Origin of the sequence: Vibrio sp. OPT18 (assembly GCF_015163615.1) — a bacterium.
In the GTDB taxonomy this organism is placed as follows: Bacteria; Pseudomonadota; Gammaproteobacteria; order Enterobacterales; family Vibrionaceae; genus Vibrio; species Vibrio coralliirubri.
The window spans coordinates 21,478-37,731 of sequence record NZ_JADDYK010000016.1 but is presented as its reverse complement, the minus strand read 5'-3'; the positions used below and the strand labels follow the sequence as shown (position 1 = coordinate 37,731).

Here is a 16,254-nt window from a genome sequence, read left to right as displayed (position 1 = left end):
GTCAAACCCACCATGAATAAGATAAAAATGTCAGTACAGCTCAACTATAAAATTGAAGGTGAGGGTCACACCATTGTTTTGATCCATGGATTATTCGGTAATCTGGACAACCTTGGCTTGCTCGCTAGGGATCTAAAAGCCGATCATAAGGTACTTAGTATCGATCTCCGCAACCACGGTCAATCCTTCCATAGTGACACTCATAACTATCAAGCGATGGCACAAGACGTGGCTCAACTGCTGCATGATCTTAAGTTAGAAGACGTCACTGTGATTGGTCACTCGATGGGTGGCAAAGTAGCAATGGCACTGACACAGCATCTTGCACTGCATAAATTGATTGTCTTGGATATGGCGCCAGTCGCGTACACTCAAAGTCGCCACGACAACGTATTCGCAGGCCTGCAAGCCGTGATAGAAGAAAAACCGACTTCACGCTCAGATGCACTTAAGGTTCTCGCAAAACATATCGAGATCGATGGCGTTCGCCAGTTTTTAACCAAATCTTTGTTCAAAACAGAGCAAGGCATCATGGAATGGCGCTTCAATGTTGCTTCGTTACTGAGCAACTACCCGCATATTATTGGTTGGGAACCGATCGAGAAAACCTCGGTCAAAACCTTGCTCATTAAAGGTGGGGATTCTGATTACCTCACCGCAGAACATCAAGCAGCCGTTCAGCAGCAATTTTCTAACGCAAAAGCGCATGTCATTGCCAACACGGGTCACTGGCTGCATGCTGAAAAACCAGCAGAAGTACTTAGAGCAATTAGAAAATTCATCGCTTAACTGCGCTTTTTCGTGCAGATAAATGAGAGCTGTGTAATTACTGCAGATTAACTTTATCTCACAACAGTGATATAGTGCGCCCAAGCAAAATTGGTATATAAGGTTCCCATGCTTTACGACTACATGAACATCATCGAATCTGTTGGTTTAGATCTCCTGTTTGCCGCGATTTTCTTTTTAATCGGTATGGCAATTAAGGACGTTCTCAAACAGGGAAATGTTCCTCCATTTGGTCGTCGCATCGTATGGTTAGTACTTTTCCTTGGCTGTGCGGGTTTTATCGCCAAAGGGATAATCCAACTAAGCTGGGAAGGAACTGGGATCTAACGATTCTCTTCCGAACTTTATTACACCGACAACAGACAAAATGAAAGGTAATGATTCTATGGCAAGTGTAGGTCTCTTCTTTGGTAGCGATACAGGTAACACTGAAGCTGTTGCTAAGATGATTCAAAAGCAATTGAGCAAACAGCTCGTTCACGTTCAAGACATTGCAAAAAGCAGCAAAGAAGATATCGATAACTTCGATCTACTGCTGCTTGGTATCCCTACGTGGTACTACGGCGAAGCACAATGTGATTGGGATGACTTTTTCCCAGAGCTAGAAGCTATTGATTTCTCAACTAAGCTTGTTGCTATCTTTGGTTGTGGCGACCAAGAAGATTACGCAGAATACTTCTGTGATGCTATGGGTACTATCCGTGACATCGTTGAAGCGAAAGGCGGTACTATCCTAGGTCACACATCAACTGAAGGCTACGAATTCGAAGCATCGAAAGGTTTAGTTGAAGGCGATGACAGCCAATTCGTTGGTCTATGTATCGATGAAGACCGTCAACCTGAGCTAACTGATGAGCGTGTATCTAACTGGGTTAAACAAATCCACGAAGAGATGTGCCTAGCAGAGCTAGAAGACTAATTCTCTAGTGGTTGTTAATTGTTACAATTAATAACCATTATGTAGATATGAAAAAACCTCCTTATAGGAGGTTTTTTGCTATTTAAAATCTATTAACTAGCACTCAGCTTCTAATGCTTCATCGTCATCTCTAAATTGCGGCTTCTTTCTTACATAGAGGGTGCGTTGAATTTCTGAAACCACATTACCCTGCTTATCTTTCACGTGGATAATAAATTCGGGGAAACACTTTTCACCGAGTTGCGTCTGACGATAGATATCGTCAAGCTGCCCTTGGCTTATCTCAAAATCTGCATACAAGTCCGATTGCCCCGGCTTGATGAAGTTAATGCTCGCTTCTTTATCCCAAACATAATATCGCTCACCTAAAATTCCCATTAACATCAATGAGTAAACGGGATCGGTAAGAGAAAAGATACTGCCGCCATATTGAGTACGATTGGCGTTCTTATTCCACCAGCGTAGCTTAAGTACTGTCTTAACAACCCTAAAGTCAGCGCTAATGTGGGCTATTCGAATACCCGCTCCCCAAAAGGGAGGCCAAATATTAAGAGCAAATTTTACAATGTTGGGTTTATATATTTTTGCGAGTTGCTTATTCATAACAACATTCCATGTTCATATCAGAAACACCGTCACCTTGACTGGTCGTACCTCCACTATAAGTGAGATACTTCCAATTTACAAAACAGATTGTGATGTCAGTAAGTAACCCTTTGAAGTTCGTGGTTTATTGTTATGCCTGACTAAACTATAATGGTATTAATATTGAATTCTGTTAATTGCTGCAGATCATCAACAGGAAAGTATATGTCAGACAATAATCAAGCGCTAAAAGATGCAGGTCTTAAAGTGACCCTTCCACGGCTCAAAATTTTAGAAGTATTACAACAGCCAGACTGCCAACATATTAGTGCTGAAGATTTATATAAGAAGCTGATCGACCTAGGTGAAGAAATCGGTCTTGCAACCGTTTATCGAGTACTTAACCAATTCGATGACGCTGGCATTGTAACTCGTCACCACTTCGAAGGCGGCAAGTCTGTATTTGAACTTTCTACACAGCACCACCACGACCACCTTGTATGTTTAGATTGTGGCGAAGTGATCGAATTCTCTGATGATCTTATCGAAGAAAGACAGAAAGAGATTGCTCAGCGTTACAACGTGCAACTAACAAACCACAGTTTGTACTTGTACGGCAAAAGCATTAGCGGAGATTGCAAAGGCAATCCAGACGCGCATAAAGCGAAAAAGTAATACAGAACGCTGGCTTAGGCCGGCGTTTTTTATATAGGGCTCCATAAAGTATCCATGAAAAGAATCCCGCTAGTTAAGGCTTTTACTTTAATTGAGATGTTGGTTGTTGTGGTGATTATCGCCGTACTTGCTGTTGTTGCCCTTCCCTGTTTTCTTAACATTCAAACCGATGGCCGTATCGCTCTGTTTGACGCTGCTCAATCTCAATTTCAAAGCGCGATCACGTTTGCTCACAGTAAATGGCTAGTCAGCGGCGGCGGCAACGCTGAAATGAATGACATGCCAGGTTTGGGGAAGACGCAGACGGCAATGCTCAATTGGACATAAATGACGTCGGCTACCCACTTGGCGTTGATAAAGGTAACCCTATGGGTCAGCCTTACAACATAGGTCAAGGTGATCAAGGGTGTGTGTCAATATGGAATGCCATTATGACAACCGACCTGACTGCTACCACAGACCCGAGCCAGTCCAACAATTTTGATTTTGTTACCCGCCGTCAAAACCATAGCTTTGTTGCCAAAGACGGTACTCCTCAAAACAAACTCGCGCTTTGCTACTACATCTACACTGGAGTCGATTTCGACAGCGATCCTGGAAATGCAGGTTATGTTTTCTGGTACAACTCACGCACGGGTGAAGTAACCCAACAAGACCCCAATAATCCCTAAAGCTCTGGCTCTAGTGCTTAAAACGCTAGTTGGTCACTAGAAGCGCCTTAGTAATCAAATTTAAGATACAAAAAAACCGGCTCTAAGCCGGTTTTTTATTGGGTCGTTTTTAACAAACTAAATACTCAAGCATTAAGCTTCAGTTTTACCCCAAGTATCACGTAGACCAACCGTACGGTTGAAGACTAGTGCATCTGCTTTAGAGTCTTTCGAATCCACACAGAAGTAGCCTGTACGTTCAAACTGGTACGCTTGCTCTGCAACACCTTCTGCTAGGCTAGGTTCAACAAAACCATTTAGCGTAACAAGTGATTCAGGGTTTAGCGTTGCAGCGAAGTCATCAGCAGCGGCTGGGTTTGGCACTGTGAATAGACGATCGTACAAACGAATCTCAGCAGGCAGCGCTTTATCAGCTGATACCCAGTGGATAACGCCTTTCACTTTGCGGCCATCTGCAGGGTTCTTACCCAATGTTTCATTGTCGTAAGAACAGAAGATAGTCGTAATGTTGCCTTCTGCATCTTTTTCGATACGTTCAGCTTTGATCACGTAAGCGCCACGTAGACGAACTTCTTTGCCTAGAACCAAACGCTTGTACTTTTTGTTTGCTTCTTCACGGAAGTCATCACGCTCAATCCAAACTTCACGTGTAAATGGTACTTCACGAGTGCCCATTTCTGGCTTGTTCGGGTGATTTGCAACCGTTAGCGTTTCTACTGTATCTGCTTCGTAGTTTTCGATGACGATCTTAACTGGATCCAGAACAGCCATTGCACGAGGTGCGTTTTCGTTCAGATCATCACGGATGCAAGATTCAAGTGAACCGAACTCAATCATGTTCTCTTGCTTAGTCACACCAATACGCTTACAGAATTCACGAATCGAGCTTGAAGTAAAACCACGACGACGTAGGCCAGAAATAGTAGGCATACGTGGGTCATCCCAACCTTGAACTAGGTTTTCAACCACAAGTTGGTTCAACTTACGCTTAGACATCACTGTGTATTCAAGATTCAGGCGGCTAAACTCGTACTGACGAGGTTGGCAGTCAATCGTGATGTTATCTAGAACCCAATCGTACAAACGACGGTTATCTTGGAATTCAAGCGTACAGATAGAGTGCGTAATACCTTCCAGCGCATCAGAGATACAGTGAGTAAAGTCGTACATTGGGTAAATGCACCACTTGTCAGCCGTTTGATGGTGGTGAGCAAAACGAACACGGTAGATAACAGGATCGCGCATAACCATGAACGAAGAGCTCATGTCGATCTTAGCACGTAGACACGCTTTACCTTCTTCGAAGCCACCGTCACGCATTTTTTCAAACAACGCTAGGTTCTCTTCAGGGCTGCGGTCACGGTATGGGCTCGCTTTACCTGGCTCTTTTAGCGTGCCACGGTACTCACGGATTTGATCAGGACTTAGCTCGTCAACATACGCTAAGCCTTTATTAATTAATTCCACAGCATAAGCGTAAAGCGTATCGAAGTAGTTTGATGAGTAACAAATATCACCAGACCATTCGAAGCCTAACCAGCTTACATCATTCTTAATTGACTCAACGTATTCAACGTCTTCTTTTTCAGGGTTTGTATCATCGAAACGAAGATTACATTGTCCCTGGTAGTCCTGAGCAATACCAAAGTTCAAGCAAATAGATTTAGCGTGACCAATGTGCAGGTAGCCATTTGGCTCCGGCGGAAAACGAGTATGCACGCTACTGTGTGTACCATCCGCTAAATCTTTATCAATAATTTGGCGAATGAAATTCGATGGACGAGCCTCAGCTTCACTCATCTATAGCACCTCTATGTATTTAGTATTGTCAGAGAAAGTTATCTTTCGTCCCCAAGAAAACGGTCGCTTATAGCGCCAGTCAAAGATAGAAAGATCATTGTTGCTAATCATCCACAATTCTTAGCCTTTGCACAATAAGAACCGTCCGTTAATTGCGATTATTTCTGCTATTCGATGAAGAATAGAACGAACCATGTTCGCTGGTCTTAAACTGCAGGCACAAAAAAGCCTCCCATGTGGGAGGCTTTCAATTTGACACTTACTTAAGAGTAACTTTACATCTTAATTAAGTACTTCCCTTACTATGGAAGTTTTACATCAGATAGGTCTTCACCTGCACCGATAGCTTTCATTTCGCCAGCTACGATTTCAGCTAGTGGGCCTAGGATAACCTGTAGGTTGTTTTCACCTAGTTTAACCACACCTTTAGCACCTAGTTTCTTAAGAACAACTTCATCTGCAACAGAGCGGTCTTTAAGAGTTAGACGTAGACGAGTGATACAAGCGTCGATTGAAGTTAGGTTGTCGTGACCACCTAGAGCTTTCAGGTATTGACGTGCAAGGTCGCCCTTTGGTGCGTCGCCAGCAGGAGCAGCAACAGCTTCGTCATCATCTTCACGACCTGGCGATTTCAAGTTGAAAGCGCGGATTGCGAAAGAGAAAGTGAAGAAGTATAGAGCACCGAAGCCAAGACCGATTAGTAGTAGTACGAATGGTTTAGTTGCTAGACCCCAGTTCAATACGAAGTCGATAAGACCAGCAGAGAAACCGAAACCGTGCAGAGTACCAAACATGTTAGCAACTACTAGAGACAGACCTGTAAATACAGCGTGCATTGCGTATAGAGCAGGAGCTAGGAATACGAACATGAATTCTAGCGGCTCTGTGATGCCTGTTAGGAATGAACAGAATGCAACTGAGAATAGTGCGCCACCAACTTGGCTACGTTTTTCAGCAGGAGCAGCTAGGTACATTGCAAGTGCAGCACCTGGTAGACCGAACATCATTACTGGGAAGAAACCGTTCATGAATACGCCAGCGCCTTTATCGCCGCCGAAGAAACGGTGTAGGTCGCCAGATTTAACAGTTTCAGTCACTTCTTTAACTACAGTAGTGATTTCTGGAGTTACAGAGTTCGCGAATGTGAATGTGTGCTCTTGGCCAACAACTAGAGTTTTAGCAAGTGCTGGGTCAACACAAAGTTGAGTGATGTTAGCGAATGCGCCTTGACCAGCAACGATGATTTCTTGACATGTACCCATACCGAACCAGAAGTATGAGTTCAATACGTGGTGTAGACCTACAGGGATAAGTGCACGGTTAAGAGTACCGTAAACGAATTGGCCGATAGCGCCAGACGTTGATACTGCATGAGCCAGTGCGTCTAGACCAGATTGAACACCAGGCCATACCACACCAGACACAGCACCTGCAACAAGTGCAAATAGACCGGCCATGATAGGTACTAAACGTTTACCCGCGAAGAAAGCCAGCCATTCTGGAAGGCGTGTCGCGTGGAAAGCGTTGTAAGAGTGACCTGCGATGATACCTGCGAAGATACCGCCGAAGAATGACATGTTAACGTCTGCGTTAATTGTCGTTGCTGTAGCAGTTAGTACGAAGTAAGCAACTGCACCAGCAAGACCCGCTGCGCCGTTACCGTCTTTAGAAAGACCAATCGCGATACCTAGACCAAAGAGCAATGGTAGGTTACCGAAGATAGCACCACCAGCTTGCGCCATGAATGGAATATCAAGTAGATCGCCTTGACCTAAACGTAAAAGAAGCGCCGCAATCGGAAGCGTTGCGATTGGTAGCATTAACGCCTTACCAAGCTTCTGTGCATATCCTAGAATATTCACCAGTTGTTTCCCCCTATAGGATTTTTTAGAATTCGTTTGAGAAACTTATTTTAGTCGCTCAATTTAGTCCTATTCAGTGTATTCAATTAATTTTGCTCCGCAAATTAAAACCTTACCATTTGTGATCCTAATCACCAGTTTTTACCAAATCCAGAGGTTTTTGCTAGCGAGATCATAAAACTTATTTTATCATTCAAAAAAATGAACATTTATGGATAAAATCCAAATCTAATCATTAGGCAAAAAGATGGTAACTCCGGGCTTATAGAGCACCGTGAATAATCATTATTGATGAACCTAAATGTATAATAAAAATCAATTGTTTATATGTTTTTCAACAACTTAAATCGCTTTTCATTTTGAAGCCGTTTGCCCATAAAAGATAAATCGTTACGTAAATGATGCTCGCAAACTAAGTCCGCATTTAGGTAACGAACGAATTTAAAAGATCTCACGAAATAAGGATTAGCTGACTATGTACGCGCTAAGTAACTGTAAAATTTACACTGGTAGTGATGTTCTAACCGATCATGCTGTTGTAATCGAAAACGAACTGATCAAAAAAGTCTGTCCTATCTCCGAATTGCCAGAAGAAATCGAGGTTCGCGACCTAGACGGAGCAAACCTAAGCCCGGGTTTCATTGACCTACAACTGAATGGTTGTGGCGGTGTAATGCTTAACGATGAGATCACTGCAGAAACCATGCAGATCATGCACAAAGCAAACCTGAAATCTGGCTGTACTAGCTTCCTGCCAACGCTTATCACCTCTTCAGACGAAGATATGCGTGCGGTTATTACGGCAGCTCGTGAATACCACAACCAGTACCAAAACCAATCTTTAGGTCTGCACCTTGAAGGCCCTTATCTGAACGTTGCGAAAAAAGGTATCCATAGCGTCGATCACATTCGTAAATCTGACAACGAAATGATTGAGCTTATCTGTGAGAACCGTGACCTTGTTGCAAAAGTAACATTGGCTCCAGAGCTTAACGACCCTGAACACATCGAACGCCTGCACAAAGCTGGCGTTGTCGTTTCTATCGGCCACACCAACGCAACTTACGCAGAAGCGCGTCAAGGTTTCGAATCTGGTATCACGTTCGCCACTCACCTGTTCAATGCAATGACGCCGATGGTTGGTCGTGAGCCTGGCGTTGTTGGCGCGATTTACGATACGCCTGAGGTTTACGCTGGCATTATTGCCGACGGCTTCCACGTTGATTACGCAAACATCAGAATTGCGCATAAAATCAAGGGAGAAAAGTTGGTATTAGTGACGGATGCCACAGCTCCTGCAGGTGCTGACATGGAATACTTTATTTTTGTCGGTAAGAAAGTATATTACCGTGATGGTAAGTGTGTTGATGAAAACGGCACACTGGGCGGCTCAGCTCTGACTATGATTGAAGCAGTTCAGAATACAGTTGAGCACGCTGGTATCGCTTTAGACGAAGCTCTTCGCATGGCTACGCTATACCCAGCTGCGGCTATCGGTGTAGAAAGCAAGCTAGGTCGAATCAAAAAAGGCATGGTTGCAAACCTAGCTGTATTTGACCGAGACTTTAACGTTAAAGCGACTGTTGTTAACGGACAATACGAGCACAATTAAGTATGAATGGCGGACAAATAGGTAACGTAGACTTAGTTAAACAACTAAACAGTGCGGCGGTATACCGACTTATAGACCAACAAGGGCCTATCAGTCGTATACAAGTGGCTGATGTAAGCCAACTCGCACCGGCAAGTGTTACAAAAATTACCCGCCAACTTTTAGAGCGCGGCCTAATTAAAGAGGTTGCGCAGCAAGCGTCTACTGGCGGTAGACGCGCTATCTCCCTAACCACAGAAGTAGAACCTTTTCATTCTGTCGCTGTGCGTTTAGGTCGAGACTACATTCAAATAAGCCTTCATGACCTTGGCGGTCGTGAGTTGGCTTTCCAACAGCAAGACCTGAATTATTCAGACCAGTCAGACCTTACCCAAGGCTTGGTTAATAATTTGAAGGCTTTCATTGCTGAACACCAACCAAAGATCGATCAGCTGATTGCTATTGGTGTCACACTTCCAGGCTTGGTTAACCCAACGACAGGTGTTGTTGAGTACATGCCAAACACGGATATCGATAACCTGGCTTTAAGTGACATTATTCGCGACACATTCCATGTCGCTTGTTTTGTGGGTAACGATGTTCGCGGAATGGCGCTTGCAGAGCACTACTTCGGTGCAAGTAAAGACAGCCAAGACTCTATTTTAGTGAGTGTTCACCGTGGTACCGGCGCAGGTATTATCGTAAATGGTCAGGTTTTCTTAGGTCATAACCGTAACGTGGGTGAAATTGGTCATATCCAAATTGATCCGCTCGGCGAGCAATGCCAATGCGGTAACTTCGGCTGTCTTGAAACCGTAGCGGCAAACCCAGCGATCGTTGAACGAGTGCAAAAACTGATTAAGCAAGGCTATGAGTCTTCTTTAACAGAGCTTGAGCATATTACGATTCAAGACGTTTGTGACCACGCGATTAATGGTGATGAGCTAGCCAAGCAAAGCTTAGTTCGAGTAGGTAACCAGTTAGGTAAGGCTATCGCGATGACGATTAACTTATTTAACCCTCAGAAAGTTATCATTGCTGGCGATATTACCAAGGCACAAGAGATTGTTTTCCCTGCAATTAAGCGCAATGTAGAGAATCAGTCGTTAACGACTTTCCATAGCGGCCTGCCTATTGTAGCATCACAGATCGATAAACATCCTACGATGGGAGCTTTTGCTATGATTAAGCGCGCCATGCTCAACGGTGTGTTACTGCAGAAGCTACTTGAAGATTAAAGAACAATAATTTTGATTTTCCGCGGGCCGTGTTTGTATGAACACGGCCCGTTTTTTTAAGCTAGGGAACTACAACAACAAGTTATGGAACTTATATTAATATCCACTGCGTTTATCGCAGGATTTATTGCTTTAAAATGTCAACTTCCTCCATTAGTTGGATTTTTGGTCGCAGGTTTCGGGCTCTTTGCCCTAGGCTTTGAAACTAATGACACCATCATTACCTTGGCTGACCTTGGTGTCACCCTGCTCCTATTTACTATTGGCTTAAAGCTCGACATCAAAACCTTGCTCTCTAAGGAGATCTGGGCTGGCGCAACAATCCACAACCTTTTATCTACTCTGTTTTTTGCGGTCGCCCTATTTGGTTTTAAGTTCCTAGGTATTTCATCTCTGGCAGCCATGTCGATGGAACAGATCGTTCTACTCGGGTTTGCCCTTTCATTCTCTAGTACTGTATTCGCGGTTAAATCTCTACAAGATAAAGGCGAGATGAATGCGACCTATGGCACGCTAGCGATCGGTATTCTGGTGATGCAGGATATCTTCGCCGTGGTCTTTTTGACCGTATCGACAGGCAAGATTCCAGAGTGGTATGCCATCGCACTCTTTGCGTTGCCATTCTTTCGCCCGTTGTTCTACAAGATCCTCGATTGGGTGGGACACGGTGAAATGTTGGTGCTGTTCGGCATCTTCTTCGCATTAGTTGTTGGTGCTGGCTTGTTCCAGTTTGTAGGTGTAAAGCCAGACTTAGGCGCTCTTATCTTGGGTATGTTGCTCGCTGGTCATCCAAAAGCTTCAGAGCTGTCGAAGTCGCTGTTTAACCTCAAAGAGCTTTTCCTCGTCTGCTTCTTCTTGAATATTGGCTTGTCTGAACAGCCGACCATTCAAGGCTTTATGCTTGCTATCTTGTTCTTGTTGTTACTGCCAGTAAAAGGCATTTTGTACTTCTTGGTGCTCAACCGATTCAAGTTCCGTGTTCGAACGTCCCTACTCGCGTCTCTATCACTGTTTAACTACAGTGAATTTGGCCTTATCGTCGGCGGTCTTGCCTTTAAGATGGGTTGGATGTCTGGTGACATTTTGGTAGCTGTGGCGATTGCAGTTTCACTATCCTTCTTAATCGCTGCACCTCTCAATAAAGCGGGTCACAAGCTTTATCAACAATCCGGACGTTGGTTAAAAGAACATGCGGCAGAGAAACTTCATCAACGTGATAAGCGAATTGACCCGGGTCGGGCTCAAGTACTAATTCTTGGTATGGGACGAATTGGTACTGGTGCTTATGACGAATTACGTTCTCGCTATGGCAAAGTCAGCCTAGGTGTCGAAGTTCGTGAAGAAGCCGCGCACAACCACAGAAGCCATGGCAGAAACGTGATTTCTGGCGACGCGACTGACCCAGATTTCTGGGAGCGAATTTTAGATACAGCAAACGTAAAACTGGTGATTTTGGCAATGCCTCACCACCAAGGTAATCAAACCGCTTTAGAACAATTAAAATCACGTAACTTTAAAGGCCAAATTGCGGCTATTGCTGAATATCCCGATCAACTCGAAACACTGAAAGAGAATGGCGTTGATGCGGCATTTAACATTTACAGCGAGGCTGGTAGTGGTTTTGCTCGCCACGTTTGCGAACAGTTAAATCCAAATATCAATAAAATCTAGTATTAGACGGTGTTCAACTAAACCTCTCAAAATTGCCTATTTTTCGCACTTTTGAGAGGTTTTTGTTTAAAAAACCAACCGCAATTAAACACCACACACCAAAACCACATAAAAATTAGATAATTTCTAACAGATCACCCTTTATATTATTTTTTTGCTCACATCCGGTTGCTTTTTTTAGCCAGAATGGCAAATTGAATGCAGTTGATTTGGAAATTATTTAAAAGGAAGTTCTATGTGTTCAGTATTTGGCATTCTCGACATTAAAAGTGATGCCGCAGCACTTCGCCCTATTGCTTTAGAAATGTCTAAGAAGCTTCGTCACCGTGGTCCAGACTGGTCTGGTATCTATGCTGGTGAAAAAGCGATCCTTGCTCATGAACGTCTTGCTATTGTTGGCTTGAACAGCGGTGCTCAACCACTATACAGCCAAGACAAAAAGCACATTCTTGCAGTAAACGGTGAAATTTATAACCACAAAGAACTTCGCGCACGCTACGAAGATAAGTACCAGTTCCAGACTGATTCTGACTGTGAAGTTATCCTAGCGCTATACCAAGAGATGGGTGCAGACCTTCTAGAAGAGCTTAACGGTATTTTCGCCTTCGTTTTATACGACGAAGAGAAAGACGAGTACCTAGTGGGCCGCGACCATATTGGTATTATCCCGCTTTACCAAGGTTACGATGAGCACGGTAACTACTACGTGGCTTCAGAGATGAAAGCATTGGTTGAAGTTTGTAAGACGATCAGTGAATTCCCTCCTGGTAGCTTCTACTCTTCGAAAGATGCTGAACCTCAACGCTACTACATCCGCGATTGGAACGAGTACGCTGCGGTACAAGGCAACAGCACAAGCAAAGAAGAACTGACTGAAGCGCTAGAAGCAGCGGTTAAACGTCAACTAATGACTGACGTTCCTTACGGTGTACTTCTATCTGGTGGCCTTGATTCATCAATTACTTCAGCCGTCGCAAAGCGCTTTGCTGCAATGCGTATCGAAGATGATGAGCAATCTGAAGCTTGGTGGCCACAACTGCACTCATTCGCTGTTGGCCTTGAAGGCGCACCAGATCTTATCGCTGCTCGTGAAGTTGCGGACAAGATCGGTACTGTGCACCACGAGATGACTTACACCATTCAGGAAGGCTTAGATGCCATCCGTGATGTTATCTACCACATCGAGACTTACGATGTAACGACGATTCGTGCATCAACGCCAATGTACTTACTTGCTCGTAAGATCAAAGCAATGGGCATCAAAATGGTACTGTCTGGTGAAGGTGCTGATGAGATCTTTGGTGGTTACCTGTATTTCCATAAAGCGCCAAACGCGAAAGAGTTCCACGAAGAGACAGTACGTAAACTGCTTGCTCTAAGCATGTTCGACTGTGCTCGTGCAAACAAATCGCTAGCGGCATGGGGTGTTGAAGGCCGTGTACCATTCTTGGATAAAGAGTTCATCGATGTCGCAATGCGTCTGAACCCTGAAGATAAGATGTGTGGTAACGGTAAGATGGAGAAACACATCCTGCGTGAGTGTTTTGAAGACTACCTACCAGATTCAATCGCATGGCGTCAAAAAGAGCAGTTCTCTGATGGTGTTGGCTACGATTGGATTGATACATTGAAAGCAACGGCTGAAGCAAAAGTAACGGATCAACAAATGGAAGCTGCTAAGTTCCGTTTCCCTTACAACACGCCAACAACCAAAGAAGGTTATGCTTACCGTGAAATCTTTGAGGAGCTCTTCCCTCTAGAATCAGCGGCAGAATGTGTTCCTGGTGGTCCTTCAGTGGCTTGTTCATCAGCGAAAGCGATTGAGTGGGATGAGTCATTCAAAAACTGTGTCGACCCATCAGGCCGTGCAGTACAAGCCGTTCACAACGATGCTTACAACGCTTAGAGCGTTTTGAACAAATCCTAAAGACTAAAAAAGGCGCATTATGCGCCTTTTGTTTTAAGCCTATTTTTTATTACTGCAGTTATGCGCGAGCTTGTAGTGCTTCGTTCTCAATACTGATTGGAACGACTTGGCTGATCATTTTCACCAGCATAATCGATCGAGCCTCACCGTCTTTCTGATCGAAAATAGCTTCAACCCCAGCAAACTGGCCACTCTGAATCTTAACTACCTGCCCGGATTCAAACTCAACACAACAATCTTCCACTTCGTTACTGCAGCACTTCTCAAACTCTTTGAGTTCAAACACCAAGTCTCCTTGGACCTCGTGCGGCCGTGCACCGAACTTAATAAAGTCCACAACACCACGTGTTGAACGAACAGTCGTGAAACTAGGGCCTTGCTCATAGTCAAAGCGTACAAAAATGTAAGACGGAAACAGCGGTTCTTTGACCTGCTTTTCTTTCCCTCTCACCACCTTTTTGACTTCTATTTGAGGGTAAAAGCACTCTACCCCTTGATTCTCTAAGTGCTGCTGGGCGCGTTTTTGATCACCACGCTTACAGTAAAGCAAATACCAACGTTTCATTTAACTAGCCATTTTATATTTTTGGATATTTTACCACATGCCTAAAACGGTTGAATCGCCATTAATAAAATGAATCGTCGCGAACGAAAAATAATGCGTAGCAGACCAATTTATCAACAAAAAGTTATAGGTGTCGAAAGTGGTTAAGCATTGTACAGGGATAATTTAGAGATCAAAAGGCTCATTGTTGTAAGCATATGTACGCCCCAATTAATGAGAATACCATTCTATTTAAATTCAAAACGATACACCAGAGCAATATATCTAAACATCTTTATTCGACATGGCTTTAAAGAAGGTTATTAACCAACCAGCTCAAATCTGGAAAATTAGTTTGCAGCACATCTAAAATGGGCAACATTAAAAGTAAAGATCTTTAATATCAGCACCTTAGCTAAACCAAGTTGTCGTGACCATAAAATACGTCTATTGCAGACTTTTATCCCACTGTGTATACATGAATGACTATAAAATCTTTTAATACCTAAAATTAGTAAAACTTATGCCAAGCAACCACAACATCTTTGGCCACCCTAGAGGCCTATTTCTACTTTTTAGCACAGAGCTATGGGAACGTTTCTCTTACTATGCGATGCGTGCCATCCTTGTCTTATTTTTGACTGACACTACCCTCAACGGTGGACTGGGTTGGTCAACAAAAGACGCACTCGATCTCTACGGTATTTACACCGGTTTAGTCTACATCACACCATTAATTGGTGGCTGGATTGCCGATAACTACCTAGGTCAGCGTAAATCAATTCTGATTGGCGGTGTATTAATGGCTCTTGGCCAATTTACACTGGCTCTACCTAACGGCTTCATCGGTTTAGACCAAGTGAACGCGCTGTACCTTGGTTTAGCACTGCTAATCAGTGGTAACGGTATGTTTAAACCGAACATCTCAACCATGGTTGGCGACCTGTACCAAGAAGGCGATAACCGCCGTGACGGTGCTTTCACCATTTTCTACATGGGCATCAACTTAGGTGCGCTGCTTGGTGGCTTAATTTCAGGCGCTGCTGTCGATTCATTCGGTTGGAAAGCAGGTTTCCTAGCCGCTGGTATTGGTATGGTTATTAGCTTAATCATGCAAATGACAATGGCTCAGTCTTGGTTAGGCAACATCGGTTCTGTGCCTGCAGCTGCACGAGCGAAAGCACTGAACAAATCTAAAGAAAAAGCGCCACTGACCAAAGAAGAGTTCGACAGACTAAAAGTGATTCTTATCATGGGTCTGTTCGTGATTGTTTTCTGGGCGGGCTTTGAACAAGCTGGCGGCCTAATGAACATCTACACTCAACAATATACTGACCGTATGATTGGTGGCTTTGAAGTTCCTGCTGCGTGGTTCCAATCTTTGAATCCATTCTTCATCATTACACTTGCTCCAATCATTGCTGCGTTCTGGGTGAAACTGGGTAAGCGTGAACCCAACTCTCCTGTTAAGTTTGCAATGGCATTGTTCTTCTTAGCTCTGGGCTTTGTGTGCATGATGGGCGCGGTAATGGAGCAAGGCGGCGACCTAACAGTGAAAACATCAATGCTATGGCTAGTCGGTGCTTTCTTCTTCCATACCCTTGGTGAGCTTTGTCTATCTCCTATTGGCCTGTCGTTGGTCACTAAGTTAGCTCCGCTTCGCCTAGCATCATTGATGATGGGTGCATGGTTTGGCTTCAATGCGGTGGCAAACTACGTGGCAGGCCTGGTTGGTTCTCACGTTGGTGAGCTTGGTGCTATGTCTATCTTCAGTGGTATTGCTATCACAGCAACGGTGAGTGGCATATTACTGCTGCTTTGTGCTGGTAAGCTTGTGTCATGGATGCATGGCGTAGAAACCAACATGACGCTTGAAGCAGAGCCAAAAGCTAAGCAAGCAACAGAAACATCTGCGGCTTAACTCTCCAGCTGTTTCGATACAAAATATCCTGATCAAAAAGGGCTGCTCAATGAGCCGCCCT

The 16,254-nt window shown here is 44.1% G+C and carries 15 protein-coding genes; 11 read left to right on the top strand and 4 right to left on the bottom strand.

Features of this window, described 5'->3' with window-relative positions; genetic code table 11:
* The first annotated feature begins 27 nt into the window (after window positions 1-27).
* From IQQ51_RS01625 to fldA, 3 genes are all read left to right on the top strand, one after another.
* Entirely contained in the window at window positions 28-789 is a 762-nt protein-coding gene (locus IQQ51_RS01625; RefSeq protein ID WP_050647356.1) for an alpha/beta fold hydrolase, read from the top strand.
* Between the two features lie 108 nt (window positions 790-897).
* Window positions 898-1,116, top strand: a complete 219-nt coding sequence (locus tag IQQ51_RS01620; RefSeq protein ID WP_004737900.1) for a DUF2788 domain-containing protein — start codon at window positions 898-900, stop codon at window positions 1,114-1,116.
* Window positions 1,117-1,174: 58 nt separating this feature from the next.
* The gene (gene fldA / locus IQQ51_RS01615; RefSeq protein WP_010436745.1) at window positions 1,175-1,708 is read left to right on the top strand and encodes a flavodoxin FldA; all 534 of its coding nucleotides are present in this window, start codon (window positions 1,175-1,177) and stop codon (window positions 1,706-1,708) included.
* Between the two features lie 96 nt (window positions 1,709-1,804).
* Here fldA and IQQ51_RS01610 read toward each other — a convergent pair whose 3' ends face one another.
* Complete coding sequence (locus IQQ51_RS01610; RefSeq protein ID WP_019820496.1) at window positions 1,805-2,311, bottom strand: DUF4442 domain-containing protein; 507 nt, start codon at window positions 2,309-2,311, stop codon at window positions 1,805-1,807.
* A 207-nt stretch (window positions 2,312-2,518) separates the two neighbouring features.
* Here IQQ51_RS01610 and fcrX point away from each other — a divergent pair, with 207 nt between their 5' ends.
* Genes fcrX through IQQ51_RS26545 form a run of 3 tightly spaced genes read left to right on the top strand, consistent with a single transcriptional unit; the run spans window position 2,519 to window position 3,639 of the window.
* Window positions 2,519-2,968: a ferric iron uptake transcriptional regulator FcrX gene (gene fcrX / locus IQQ51_RS01605; protein ID WP_048612168.1), complete on the top strand. Its 450-nt coding sequence runs from the start codon at window positions 2,519-2,521 to the stop codon at window positions 2,966-2,968.
* A 54-nt stretch (window positions 2,969-3,022) separates the two neighbouring features.
* Entirely contained in the window at window positions 3,023-3,295 is a 273-nt protein-coding gene (locus IQQ51_RS27855) for a prepilin-type N-terminal cleavage/methylation domain-containing protein (protein WP_322632732.1), read from the top strand.
* Complete coding sequence (locus IQQ51_RS26545) at window positions 3,286-3,639, top strand: hypothetical protein (RefSeq protein ID WP_228012637.1); 354 nt, start codon at window positions 3,286-3,288, stop codon at window positions 3,637-3,639. The genes IQQ51_RS27855 and IQQ51_RS26545 overlap by 10 nt, the downstream gene beginning before the upstream one ends.
* Window positions 3,640-3,771: 132 nt before the next feature.
* On the opposite strand, the gene glnS is transcribed toward IQQ51_RS26545, so the two are convergent.
* A complete protein-coding gene (gene glnS, locus IQQ51_RS01595; RefSeq protein WP_017063407.1) occupies window positions 3,772-5,439 on the bottom strand; it encodes a glutamine--tRNA ligase in 1,668 nt (555 codons plus the stop codon).
* A gap of 302 nt (window positions 5,440-5,741) precedes the next feature.
* Window positions 5,742-7,301: an N-acetylglucosamine-specific PTS transporter subunit IIBC gene (nagE, locus tag IQQ51_RS01590; protein WP_048612171.1), complete on the bottom strand. Its 1,560-nt coding sequence runs from the start codon at window positions 7,299-7,301 to the stop codon at window positions 5,742-5,744.
* 475 nt (window positions 7,302-7,776) lie between these two features.
* Between nagE and nagA the strand changes: the two genes are divergently transcribed.
* The 4 genes from nagA to asnB all read left to right on the top strand — a co-directional run bounded on the left by nagA (window position 7,777) and on the right by asnB (window position 13,707).
* The gene (gene nagA / locus IQQ51_RS01585) at window positions 7,777-8,913 is read left to right on the top strand and encodes an N-acetylglucosamine-6-phosphate deacetylase (protein ID WP_193840186.1); all 1,137 of its coding nucleotides are present in this window, start codon (window positions 7,777-7,779) and stop codon (window positions 8,911-8,913) included.
* Between the two features lie 2 nt (window positions 8,914-8,915).
* Complete coding sequence (gene nagC, locus IQQ51_RS01580) at window positions 8,916-10,130, top strand: DNA-binding transcriptional regulator NagC (RefSeq protein ID WP_017062194.1); 1,215 nt, start codon at window positions 8,916-8,918, stop codon at window positions 10,128-10,130.
* Window positions 10,131-10,214: 84 nt separating this feature from the next.
* Window positions 10,215-11,801 carry a cation:proton antiporter family protein gene (locus IQQ51_RS01575; RefSeq protein WP_193840185.1) on the top strand — a complete coding sequence of 529 codons (1,587 nt, stop codon included), beginning with the start codon at window positions 10,215-10,217 and terminating at the stop codon, window positions 11,799-11,801.
* A 235-nt stretch (window positions 11,802-12,036) separates the two neighbouring features.
* Complete coding sequence (gene asnB / locus IQQ51_RS01570; protein ID WP_017062196.1) at window positions 12,037-13,707, top strand: asparagine synthase B; 1,671 nt, start codon at window positions 12,037-12,039, stop codon at window positions 13,705-13,707.
* A 79-nt stretch (window positions 13,708-13,786) separates the two neighbouring features.
* Here asnB and rfaH read toward each other — a convergent pair whose 3' ends face one another.
* Window positions 13,787-14,293 (bottom strand): transcription/translation regulatory transformer protein RfaH, encoded by a 507-nt coding sequence (gene rfaH, locus IQQ51_RS01565; RefSeq protein ID WP_048612174.1) that lies wholly within the window; start codon window positions 14,291-14,293, stop codon window positions 13,787-13,789.
* A gap of 502 nt (window positions 14,294-14,795) precedes the next feature.
* Between rfaH and IQQ51_RS01560 the strand changes: the two genes are divergently transcribed.
* Complete coding sequence (locus IQQ51_RS01560; protein WP_050620945.1) at window positions 14,796-16,193, top strand: peptide MFS transporter; 1,398 nt, start codon at window positions 14,796-14,798, stop codon at window positions 16,191-16,193.
* Window positions 16,194-16,254 lie beyond the last annotated feature (61 nt).

Coding starts and splice junctions, on each gene's coding strand:
- IQQ51_RS01625 (WP_050647356.1), top strand. CDS start 28: ATGTCAGTACAGCTCAACTATAAAATTGAAGGTGAGGGTCACACCATT.
- IQQ51_RS01620 (WP_004737900.1), top strand. CDS start 898: ATGCTTTACGACTACATGAACATCATCGAATCTGTTGGTTTAGATCTC.
- fldA (WP_010436745.1), top strand. CDS start 1,175: ATGGCAAGTGTAGGTCTCTTCTTTGGTAGCGATACAGGTAACACTGAA.
- IQQ51_RS01610 (WP_019820496.1), bottom strand. CDS start 2,311: ATGAATAAGCAACTCGCAAAAATATATAAACCCAACATTGTAAAATTT.
- fcrX (WP_048612168.1), top strand. CDS start 2,519: ATGTCAGACAATAATCAAGCGCTAAAAGATGCAGGTCTTAAAGTGACC.
- IQQ51_RS27855 (WP_322632732.1), top strand. CDS start 3,023: ATGAAAAGAATCCCGCTAGTTAAGGCTTTTACTTTAATTGAGATGTTG.
- glnS (WP_017063407.1), bottom strand. CDS start 5,439: ATGAGTGAAGCTGAGGCTCGTCCATCGAATTTCATTCGCCAAATTATT.
- nagA (WP_193840186.1), top strand. CDS start 7,777: ATGTACGCGCTAAGTAACTGTAAAATTTACACTGGTAGTGATGTTCTA.
- nagC (WP_017062194.1), top strand. CDS start 8,916: ATGAATGGCGGACAAATAGGTAACGTAGACTTAGTTAAACAACTAAAC.
- IQQ51_RS01575 (WP_193840185.1), top strand. CDS start 10,215: ATGGAACTTATATTAATATCCACTGCGTTTATCGCAGGATTTATTGCT.
- asnB (WP_017062196.1), top strand. CDS start 12,037: ATGTGTTCAGTATTTGGCATTCTCGACATTAAAAGTGATGCCGCAGCA.
- rfaH (WP_048612174.1), bottom strand. CDS start 14,293: ATGAAACGTTGGTATTTGCTTTACTGTAAGCGTGGTGATCAAAAACGC.
- IQQ51_RS01560 (WP_050620945.1), top strand. CDS start 14,796: ATGCCAAGCAACCACAACATCTTTGGCCACCCTAGAGGCCTATTTCTA.